Source organism: Streptomyces palmae (assembly GCF_004684805.1).
Classification (GTDB): Bacteria; Actinomycetota; Actinomycetes; order Streptomycetales; family Streptomycetaceae; genus Streptomyces; species Streptomyces palmae.
Window position 1 is genome coordinate 1 of sequence record NZ_SRID01000291.1, and the last position, 9,058, is coordinate 9,058.

Below are 9,058 nucleotides of genomic sequence, written 5' to 3' on the forward strand. Positions count from 1 at the left end.
CCTCAAAGTCGCAGGCCCCCGGCCCACACGCCGCCAAGGCACCCCCCGCACCCCGAGCACCGCTTGACCAACGACTGAGCCATCCTTTGTCCGCAATTTACTCAGCAAACCCGGCCTTTCATTTGCCTGCAGCAACCAATCTCCTTATGGTTGCCCTAAGCAACCGATCGCTTGGGAGATGCCCGTGGCCGAACACAGCCTGTACGCAGAGCTGGCACGGCAGATGAGCGCCATCGGCATCGTCAAGCGAGACCTCGCTCGTACCCTGCCGCAGGACTGCCCGCCGACCTCCGCCATCGTGCTGATGCTGTTGGACCGCTATGGCGAGATGCGCATGAGCAAACTCGCGGAGCTGCTCGCGGTGGACATGTCCGTCACCAGCCGCCATGTCGCCCATGCCGAGGCGCGCGGCTGGATCGACCGGCTGCCGGACCCGCAGGACCGGCGGTCCCGGTTGCTGCGGATCAACGCCCTCGGCGAGGAACTGCTGGCCCAGGCCTCCGCGCGTTACACCGAGGCCCTGGCGACCTGCCTGAGCGACTGGCCGGACGAGGACATCCACCGGCTCAACGAACTGCTGGCCCGGCTCCGCGTCAGCTTCTGCGACTCACGGTCGCGGAGCTGCCACCTGCCGGCCCAGAGCAAGACCCGTACACCCGCACACGAGTAGGACACCTAAGGAACTTCATGGCCAAGACCACACCAGACAGTGGTGTGCGGGGACCCGCGGCGCACCCCGCCCACGTCACGACCCACGGGGGGTCGGCTCCCGAGGGGCCGATGACCCACCGACAGATCATGGAAGCCCTCTCCGGGCTGCTGCTGGGCATGTTCGTGGCGATCCTGTCGTCCACGATCGTGTCCAACGCCCTGCCGGAGATCATCGCCGATCTGCACGGCAGCCAGTCCTCCTACACCTGGGTGGTCACCGCCTCCCTGCTGGCGATGACCGCCACCACGCCGCTGTGGGGCAAGCTCGCGGACCTGTTCAGCAAGAAGCTGCTGGTCCAGGTGTCGCTGGTGATCTATGTGATGGGCTCGGTGATCGCCGGCCTGTCGCAGAGCCCCGGCATGCTCATCACCTGCCGAGTGGTGCAGGGCATAGGCGTGGGCGGTCTGTCCGCCCTGGCCCAGATAGTGATGGCCGCGATGATCTCGCCGCGTGAGCGCGGTCGGTACAGCGGCTACCTGGGTGCGACCTTCGCCGTGGCCACCGTCGGCGGCCCGCTGCTGGGCGGCGTCATCACCGACACCTCCTGGCTCGGCTGGCGCTGGTGCTTCTACGTCGGCGTGCCGTTCGCGGTGGTCGCGCTGATCGTGCTGCAGAAGACCCTTCGGCTCCCGGTCGTGAAGCGGGACGTGAAGGTCGACTGGTCGGGTGCCTTCTTCATCAGCGCGGCGGTCTCGCTGCTGCTGATCTGGGTCACCCTGGCCGGCGACAAGTACGACTGGCTGTCCTGGCAGACCGCCGTGATGGTCGGTGGTTCGGTGCTGCTCGGCGCCGTCTTCCTTTGGGTGGAGTCCCAGGCGAGCGAGCCGATCATCCCGCTGCGGCTGTTCCGCAACAAGACGATCACCCTGGCCTCGGCGGCCTCGCTGTTCATCGGTATCGCGATGTTCTCCGGCACCGTCTTCTTCAGCCAGTACTTCCAGCTGGCGCGCGGTGAGTCGCCGACCATGTCCGGCGTGCTGACCATACCGATGATCGGTGGCCTGTTCGTCTCCTCCACCGTCTCCGGCCAGGTCATCACCAAGACCGGACGCTGGAAGGCGTGGCTGGTCTCCGGTGGTCTGCTGGTCACCGCGGGCCTGGGCCTGCTGGGCACCCTGCGGTACGACACCCCCTACTGGCGCATCGCGATCTTCATGGCGCTGATGGGCCTGGGCATCGGCATGATGATGCAGAACCTGGTGCTGGCCACCCAGAACCAGGTGGCCCCGGAGGACCTGGGCTCCGCCAGCTCGGTCGTCACCTTCTTCCGCTCCCTCGGTGGTGCGGTGGGTGTCTCCGCGCTCGGCGCGGTGATGGCCAACCGGGTCACCCACTACGTCAAGGACGGACTGGCCGCACTCGGCCCCGAGGGCGCGGCGGCCGGCCACGGCGGCACCGGCGGGGGCGGAATCCCCGACCTCAGCAAGATGCCCGCCCCGCTCCGCGAGGTGGTCGAGGGCGCCTACGGGCACGGTGTCGGCGACATCTTCCTCTTCGCGGCTCCCGCCGCACTGCTCGCCTTCCTCTTCTCCGTGTTCATCAAGGAGGTCCCCTTGAAGACCAACGCAGGAGGCCACCAGGCCGCGAAGCCCGCCCAGGGCTCCCCGGCCGCGGCCGAATCCGAGCCGGTCGCCGACCGTGGCTGACACCGGCGGCGCGGTGGACGGGCAGCACACCCGGCAGGGCGTGCACGGCTTCGTACGGCATGTCGAAGGCCGGCCCGTCCCCCGCGCCACGGTCACCCTGATCTCGCTGGACGGCCGCCAGCTGGATCGCTCGGTGACCCACACCGACGGCAGCTATGCGCTGGACGCCCCGGGCCCCGGCTCGTACGTCCTGATCACGGCGGCCGACGGCCACCAGCCACAGGCGTCCACCGTGGTGGTGGGCGAGGAACCGCTCGGCTACGACATCTCGCTGGACGGCTCCGGCGGCCTGGCGGGCGTGGTGCGCGCCGAGGCCGGCGGCCGGCCCGTCGACGAGGCGCTGGTCGTGGTGACCGACGCGCACGGCGAGGTGCTGGCCACCGGTACCACCGGCGAGCAGGGTGAGTTCGCCTTCGACGAGCTGGTCGAGGGCAGCTTCACCGTCGCGGTGACCGCGGCCGGCTTCCAGCCCGCCGCGCTGCTGGTGGAGGCCGGCGGCCAGGGCGTCACCCGGGCCGAGATCGCGCTGCGCTCCGGCGCCCGCGTCCAGGGCACGGTGCGGGCCGGCGCCCCGGACGGGGAGCGCGGCCCGCTGGCCGACGCCCGGGTCACCCTGGTCGACGCGGCCGGGAAGGTGGTGGCCGTCGCCACCACCGGTGAGGACGGCGGTTACACCTTCACCGATCTGGACTCGGGCGACTACACGGTCATCGCGAGCGGCTACCCGCCGGTCGCGGGCGCCCTGACCATCACCGGGAGCGGGGTCGACGGACACGACGTCGAGCTCGCCCACCCGGTGGAGTAGTGGCTGTCTTCCGGTGGTGGCCCACTCGGGCCCGGCACGATCCGGAAGACAGGCTCTGAAGACCCCGGGGCCGGGGCGCGCGTCGAGCGGAGACGCGCCCCGGCCCCGGCGTTGGGACCGGTTCCGGCCACGGACGGTCCCGGCACCGAGGTCCGGGCGGCAGCGGGACACACAGGCAGGGGACGGCCTACCCGCGCCGCCCGGACCGATCAGGTCCACCGGCCCTCCGGCCCGGCGAACCGCCCCGGACAGTAACCGGCCCGGCAGCCCGCCGGCCCTCCGGCCCCGCCCGGTCATGGCCACCCCGACCCGGCGATGGCCAGCTCGCCCCGGACGCGACCGACTCACCCGGCCGAGCCCGACCTGGACCAGCCGAGCCCGGTCGTGACGGGACCGGTCACAACGGGCAGCCATCACGGAACCGATCCGAACAGTGACCGGACCCGCCCGAGGACGACCGGGATTGGCCACCCCCGCCCGTTCCAGGCCCTCAGCCCGACCGCGCGGCATCCGGCCCCGCCCCCGCGACTTCCCTCGCCGGTGGCCGGGGCCGCTCCCGCATCGCCTCGATCCCGGCGATCAGGATGTCCAGAGCGAAGCGGAAGTCGTGGTCGCGCATCTCCACCACGCTGCTGCTGCCCCGCGCCTCCTGCATGACGTCGAACGCCTCCAGGGACTCCTGGAACCTCGGCCGCCCCCGCACCGCGCCGACCATGTCCGAGAGGAACTCGTCGGGGCTGTACCCGGCCGCCTGGCAGCGGGCGTTGTAGAGCGCCTCCACCGTGGCGAAGCCGTAGACGAACTGGAACACCGAGGACAGCGCCCCGGCCTGCTCCTCCACGGGCAGCCCGCTGCGGCCGATCACCCGCAGGGTGCAGTTGGAGAAGTCCATCGAGCGCGGGCCGATGTTGATGAACAGCCCGAGCAGCTGGGGCACCCACAGATGGCCGGTCAGCAGCTTCCGGTACTCGTGGGCGAGCCCGCGGAGCTGGTCGCGCCAGTCCGCCGACTCGTCCTCCGGGTCGGGCAGCGGCATGGGGCCGTGCACCGCGTCCAGGGCCAGCTCCAGCAGGTCGTCCTTGGTGGCCACGTACCAGTAGACGGACATCGCGGTGACGCCCAGCTCGGCCGCCAGCCGCCGCATGGAGAACTTGGCGAGCCCCTCGGTGTCCAGCAGCCGCACCGTGGCCGCCACGATCTTGTCGAGATCCAGCCCGGTCGCCTGCTCCGCCTGCTCCGCCTGCCCCTCGGACCGCCCCTTGCCCCGCCCGGCGGCCGACTGCCGGCGTACGGTCGGTTTCTCGGCGAGCCAGATGCTGGCGTGCGGTTGGCGGACACGCTTGCCGGTGGCCATGGCTCGCTCCCTTTGCCTCAGGGCCGGAACTCCGCAACGGGTGCTCCGGACCCTTGTTTTGTACGTCTCCGATGCTATTCCGCTCAGCCTTCGGGGTTGCCGGTCTCCGGGGTGCGCTCGGCCCGGCCCAGCAGGAAGGCGGCCAGCAGGCCTCCGGCCAGTACCGCGCCGGCGCCGACCAGCTGGGCGGTCTCCACTCCGGAGGAGAAGGCGTCGGCGACCGCCGCGCCGTCCCGCGGGCTGTGCACCGCCTTCAGCGCCTCCGGCAGCGATCCCGCACCGGCCGCGGCGGCCGGCAGCAGGGCGACGAAACGGGAGTTGAGCACCGCGCCGAGCACCGCGACGCCGAGGCTGTTGCCGAACTCGGTGAGCGTGCCGTTGACGCCCGCGCCCACGCCCGCCTTCTCCGGCGGGATCGCGGACATGATCGCGGTGGCCATGGCGGGCATGGAGACCGCGATACCGGCACCCATCATCAGCAGTCCGACCAGCATGCCGTCGTAGCCGTCCGAGCCCAGCGTGGCGATGGCCGCCAGACCGCCGGACACCAGGCTCATGCCCAGCACGATGGTGCGCGGGGTGCCGAGCTTGCCCAGCAGCCGCGCCCCCAGCCCGGCCAGGTTCAACACCACGATCACCAGCGCCAGCGGCGCGGTGCGCAGACCGGCGTCCAGCGGCTCGTACCCGAGGACGAACTGGAGGTGCTGGGTGAGCAGGAAGAGCGAACCGCCCATGCCGAAGGCGACCAGGATGCCGCCCGCGACGGCGCCCACGAAGCGGCGGTCGGCGAAGAAGGACATGTCGAGCATCGGGTACGGGACCCGGCGCTCCCAGACCGCGAAGCCGGCCAGCACCACCACGCCGACCGCGCCGGACACCAGCACCTGGGGCGAGGCCCAGCCGTGCTCCGGCCCCGAGATGATGGCGAACACCACGCCGGTCATCCCGATGGTGGACAGCAGCGCGCCCACCAGGTCGGGACGGTCGCCCATCGGGTTCTTGGACTCCGGTACCAGCCGCAGCACCGCGACCAGACCGAGCGCCGCCACCGGGAGGTTGATCAGGAATATCGAGCCCCACCAGAAGTGGTCCAGCAGCGCGCCGCCGATCAGCGGACCGCCGGCGAAGCCCAGGGAGCTGACCGCGCCCCACACACCGATGGCCTTGGTGCGCTCACTCTCGTCGAAGACCGTGACGACCACGGCGAGGGTGGTGGTCATCAGCAGCGCGCCGCCGATGCCCATGCCCGCCCGAGCGGCGATCAGCTGCCCGGAGGACTGGGCCAGGCCCGCGCACAGCGAGCCGACCCCGAACAGCGCCAGGCCCAGGGCCAGCAGCTTCTTCCGCCCGTAGCGGTCGGCCGCGCTGCCCGCGGTGAGCAGCAGACCGGACTGCACCAGCGAGTAGGCGTTGACCATCCACTGCACATCGGCGGTGGACGCGTCCAGGTCGGTGGTCAGGGAAGGGATGGCGACGTTCAGCACCGTGTTGTCCAGCAGCACGGTCAGCTGGGCCAGGCAGATGACGCCGAGAATCAACCAGCGCTTCGGGTGGCCCCGCCCTTCGCTGGCGGGTTTGGGCGGGCTGTCGGCGGTCGTCGCCACGGGAACTCCCCCTATACGGTGTACAACAACGGCAGTCGCATACCGTACAGATATTTCCCATACGCCGTACAGTGATTTTCTCGGGACCCAAGGGATCCAGCCACGCCCCGCAGGCCGGCGGCCCTTCATCGACCCGACACCGCCGCGGCCACAGGGGCCGGATCGCGAGGGGCCTGACGCGGCGCGCCCCACCCCCGGAGCATCCATCGGTGAGGGAGAGGCCGCACAACGACCGAGGGCCCGGCAGTGATTGCCGGGCCCTCGGTGACGAGTAGCGGGGACAGGATTTGAACCTGCGACCTCTGGGTTATGAGCCCAGCGAGCTACCGAGCTGCTCCACCCCGCGTCGGTATGCAGCAACCTTACGTCAATCCTCGGCCCGTGGGAAATCCATGGCCGCGGGCCCGGCCGGACCACCCTCGCCCACTGCCCGGAAAGCCGGGCCGACGCCCCTGCCAGCGGTTACTTTGCAACGAGCCAGTCTCAGGGGCGCTGCGACTGGATCTTGACCGCTGGCCAGGGCATGACCTGCCGCCATGATGAGCGGGCCACACCACGCACCGCCCCGGTCGACGGACCTTCCGACGGGGCGAGGGCACACGTACTCACCACACGGGGACCACACCATGCGCCTGCACCGTTCCGCCGCCGCCCTTGCCCTTGTCACCGGCTTCGCGCTGCTGGGCACCGCCTGCAACAACGACCCGGTCGCCGACGGCGGTGACTCCCCGAGCGGTGGGGCGCAGACCCCGTCCAAGAAGCCGGAGCCGACCGCGGACCGGAAGCTCGACGCCGACGCCGGCAAGACGCTGGAGCTGGGCGGGACCACCGCCCTCACCTACAAGCGCGGCTCGAACTCCGCCATCACCATGGAGGTGACCGCGAAGTCGGTGCGCAAGGGGGCCCAATCCGACCTGGACAAGGTGAGGTTGGACGCCGAGGAGCGGTCCTTGCAGCCCTACTACGTCTCCTTCGACTTCAAGAACATCGGCAAGTCGTCCCTGGAGTACCCCTCGCTGACGATCCCCAGCCGACTGCGTGACAGCCGCGGCGAGGAGGGGAAGACCGCCATCACCGTGCGCGACGACGTCAAGGCATGCCCCGCCAACGACGTGAACACCTTCGCCCCGGGCGACTCGATCAGCCAGTGCGCGGTGTTCCTGCTCCCCAAGGGCGAGGAGCCGTCGGTCGTCCTCTACCGGGGCGACTACGACAAGGAGCCGGTCTTCTGGAAGGCCGCGGGCTGATTCCCACCCCTGGGGCATGCCTCCCGCCCACGCCGGGCAGCGTGCCGACCGGTTCGCGACGCTCGATCGCCCTGGGCGGGGCGGGGCTCGGTGCGGCGGGCCGACAGCGACGGCGACCCCTGCGGCGCCCCCGCCGCCACCTGATCCGCCACGCCCGACGCTGCCGTCGGCGTTGCTGTCAACGCATACGCCAGAGGCCCCTTCCGGTGACCGGAAGGGGCCTCTGACCTGCTGCGCGCTCGGCAGGATTCGAACCTGCAACCTCTTGATCCGTAGTCAAGTGCTCTATCCGTTAAGCTACGAGCGCTTGGCTTCCCGGCGGTTTTTCTTGCCGGTCGGCGTTGCGTGGACAACATTACATGACCTGCGGCGTCACGTGAAATCCAATTGGCAAACCATCGCTAATCCGGACAAACCCACCCCTGGGACCGGGCCGGCTGGGTCGGGCGGTGCGGGGGCGCGGCGGAGCTGCGGCAAGGGGCCGGAACCGAGCCCCGGTGAAGAGCGCCGGACCAGGCGAGCGGGGAGGTGGGCAAGCGCGGGGAGCCTCAGTGCGTTCGGGCGACGCGCGGGCCGACTCATCGCAGCACGCCTCGGGCGCGGGAAACGCACGGGAGCCCCGGTCGTGATCGACCGGGGCTCCCGTAGCGAGCGGAGGCGGAGGGATTTGAACCCTCGATGGGCGGTAAAACCCAAACCGCATTAGCAGTGCGGCGCCATAGACCGGACTAGGCGACGCCTCCAGCACGACACCATCATCTCGCGCGAGCGCGATGCGGTGTGTGTGCAGATGATGACACAGCTCCCTGCCATGCCACCAATCGCGGTCTACGGTACTAGGCCGCCGGGTGCCAGGGCAAAGCTTTTGTCCGCGTGGCCAGGGGCGTGAGGGCTGCGGCGAGGGGGCGCAGCCCTCGTCCACGCGCCGCCCGAGCCCAGGCCCGTACGTCCCGTACCGGCTCCCTCGTGCCGCCCGCGCCCCCATCACACGCGCCTCGAACGGCACCGAACAGCTCCAAGCGGCCCCGAATGGCCGCGCAACGCCGACGGCTCCCGCGCGTTAAGTAGAGGGCGGCGGGGCAGCGCGGCCCCGCCTCTCGCTTCCCAGGAGACACCCGCCATGCCGCTGCGCCGTTTCGCACTCGCCACCGCGGTGACCGCCGCCGCCATGTCCAGCGTCGCCGTGGCGAGCGCCCCCGCCTCGGCAGTACCGCTGCCGCTGCCCCTGCCCGACCGCTACGCCTCCGGGCCGGACGCCGACCCGTATCCGGAGTCCGAGGACCAGCTGGTGCTCACCGTGACCGGCACCGGCGATCTCACCGAGGACGGCACGTACACCCTGGACTGCCACCCCACCGGGGGCACCCACCGCGCCGCGCAGGCGGCCTGCGACCGGCTGGACGAGGCGACACGGTGGGGCCGGAGCCCCTTCGCCCCGGTACCGGCGGGCGCGACCTGCGCCATGATGTACGGCGGTCCGGCCACCGCGCGGCTGGTGGGGACCTGGGCGGGGCGCCCGGTGGACGCCCGGTTCAGCCGTTCCGACGGATGCGAGATCGCCCGCTGGAACCAGCTCGTCCCGCTGCTTCCGTCGACTCGTTCGTGACGGAGCCCACATGTCCGGGGTGCGCCGAGTCGCACAGAGCCGTGGCAGTACCTCCCCGTCATCCCCCCTCGCCGCCGCTCCCCC

Annotated in this window: 5 protein-coding genes, 3 tRNA genes and 1 pseudogene; 4 read left to right on the plus strand and 5 right to left on the minus strand. The window is 71.0% G+C overall.

What is annotated here, in order from left to right; genetic code table 11:
- Nucleotides 1-184 precede the first annotated feature (184 nt).
- Nucleotides 185-670 (plus strand): MarR family winged helix-turn-helix transcriptional regulator, encoded by a 486-nt coding sequence (locus tag E4099_RS34480; protein WP_135341229.1) that lies wholly within the window; start codon nucleotides 185-187, stop codon nucleotides 668-670.
- Nucleotides 671-780: 110 nt separating this feature from the next.
- A pseudogene (locus tag E4099_RS35325) lies at nucleotides 781-3,163 on the plus strand (MFS transporter).
- A gap of 490 nt (nucleotides 3,164-3,653) precedes the next feature.
- Here E4099_RS35325 and E4099_RS24155 read toward each other — a convergent pair.
- From E4099_RS24155 to E4099_RS24165, 3 genes are all read right to left on the minus strand, one after another.
- Nucleotides 3,654-4,517 carry a TetR/AcrR family transcriptional regulator gene (locus E4099_RS24155; RefSeq protein WP_135341230.1) on the minus strand — a complete coding sequence of 288 codons (864 nt, stop codon included), beginning with the start codon at nucleotides 4,515-4,517 and terminating at the stop codon, nucleotides 3,654-3,656.
- A gap of 83 nt (nucleotides 4,518-4,600) precedes the next feature.
- Nucleotides 4,601-6,121, minus strand: coding sequence for an MFS transporter (locus E4099_RS24160; RefSeq protein ID WP_167828466.1), 1,521 nt, complete (start codon nucleotides 6,119-6,121; stop codon nucleotides 4,601-4,603).
- Nucleotides 6,122-6,393: 272 nt separating this feature from the next.
- Nucleotides 6,394-6,467: transfer RNA gene (locus E4099_RS24165), tRNA-Met, on the minus strand.
- 280 nt (nucleotides 6,468-6,747) lie between these two features.
- On the opposite strand from E4099_RS24165, the gene E4099_RS24170 reads away from it, so the two are divergent.
- The gene (locus tag E4099_RS24170; RefSeq protein WP_135341232.1) at nucleotides 6,748-7,368 is read left to right on the plus strand and encodes a hypothetical protein; all 621 of its coding nucleotides are present in this window, start codon (nucleotides 6,748-6,750) and stop codon (nucleotides 7,366-7,368) included.
- Between the two features lie 234 nt (nucleotides 7,369-7,602).
- Here E4099_RS24170 and E4099_RS24175 read toward each other — a convergent pair.
- Nucleotides 7,603-7,675, minus strand: a tRNA-Arg gene (locus E4099_RS24175).
- A 345-nt stretch (nucleotides 7,676-8,020) separates the two neighbouring features.
- A tRNA-Ser gene (locus tag E4099_RS24180) sits at nucleotides 8,021-8,111 on the minus strand.
- A gap of 377 nt (nucleotides 8,112-8,488) precedes the next feature.
- On the opposite strand from E4099_RS24180, the gene E4099_RS24185 reads away from it, so the two are divergent.
- Complete coding sequence (locus tag E4099_RS24185; RefSeq protein WP_135341233.1) at nucleotides 8,489-8,974, plus strand: SSI family serine proteinase inhibitor; 486 nt, start codon at nucleotides 8,489-8,491, stop codon at nucleotides 8,972-8,974.
- The last annotated feature ends 84 nt before the right edge of the window (nucleotides 8,975-9,058 follow it).

Bases quoted from the DNA above. Each gene is read 5' to 3' on its own strand.
- E4099_RS24155 (WP_135341230.1), bottom strand. From the start codon at position 4,517: ATGGCCACCGGCAAGCGTGTCCGCCAACCGCACGCCAGCATCTGGCTC.
- E4099_RS24170 (WP_135341232.1), top strand. From the start codon at position 6,748: ATGCGCCTGCACCGTTCCGCCGCCGCCCTTGCCCTTGTCACCGGCTTC.
- E4099_RS24185 (WP_135341233.1), top strand. From the start codon at position 8,489: ATGCCGCTGCGCCGTTTCGCACTCGCCACCGCGGTGACCGCCGCCGCC.